The sequence below is a fragment of the Gluconacetobacter aggeris genome (genome assembly GCF_014174395.1).
Taxonomy (GTDB): Bacteria; Pseudomonadota; Alphaproteobacteria; order Acetobacterales; family Acetobacteraceae; genus Gluconacetobacter; species Gluconacetobacter aggeris.
On the sequence record NZ_JABEQD010000049.1, the window covers coordinates 1 to 970 of the forward strand.

At 69.6% G+C, this 970-nt stretch carries 1 protein-coding gene; it reads right to left on the reverse strand.

What is annotated here, in order from left to right:
• Positions 1-970 (reverse strand): MBG-2 domain-containing protein (locus tag HLH36_RS19485; RefSeq protein ID WP_182987928.1); only part of this gene is annotated, 970 nt, incomplete at both ends.

The window sequence follows — 970 nt, forward strand, 5'->3', positions numbered from 1 at the left end:
GACGGCGGAGACGCTGTCGCCATTGACCAGACCGGTCGTGCTGAAGGCCGAGCTGCCGAGGGCGGGGCTGTTGCCGTAGGTGCTGGTCTGGTCGAGCGCGGTGACGGTCAGTGCAGCCGGATCGATCGTCAGTGTGCCGCCCTGGTAGGTGACGGCATAGTTCGACAGACCAGTGCCGGTCGCGCCGGCAGCGGTGATGCCATAGGCGCCGACGCTGCTGGCGCCCGTGGCGGCCGTGGCCAGGGTGACGGCGGAGACGGTGTCGCCGTTGACCAGCCCGCTGGTGCTGAACTGGCTGGTACCGAGATCCGGGGTCTGCCCGTAGGTGCTGGACTGATCGAGCGCGGTGACGGTCAGCGCGGCCGGGTCGATCGTCAGCGTGCCGCCCCGATAGGTGACGGCATAGTTCGACAGACCGGTGCCGGTCGCGCCGGCAGCGGTGATGCCATAGGCGCCGACATTGCTGGCACCCGTGGCGGCCGTGGCCAGGGTGACGGCGGAGACGCTGTCGCCGTTGACCAGCCCGCTGGTGCTGAAGGCCGAGCTGCCGAGGGCGGGGTTGTTGCCGTAGGTGCTGGTCTGGTCGAGCGCGGTAACGGTCAGGGCGGCCGGATCGATCGTCAGCGTGCCGCCCCGATAGGTGACGGCATAGTTCGACAGACCGGTGCCGGTCGCGCCGGCAGCGGTGATGCCGTAGGCGCCGACATTGCTGGCACCCGTGGCGGCCGTGGCCAGGGTGACGGCGGAGACGGTGTCGCCGTTGACCAGCCCGCTGGTGCTGAACTGGCTGGTACCGAGATCCGGCGTCTGCCCGTAGGTGCTGGCCTGATCGAGCGCCGTGACGGTCAGTGCAGCCGGATCGATCGTCAGCGTGCCACCCCGATAGGTGACGGCATAGTTCGACAGACCGGTGCCGGTCGCGCCGGCAGCGGTGATCCCATAGTGGCCGACATTGCTGGCGCCAGTCGCC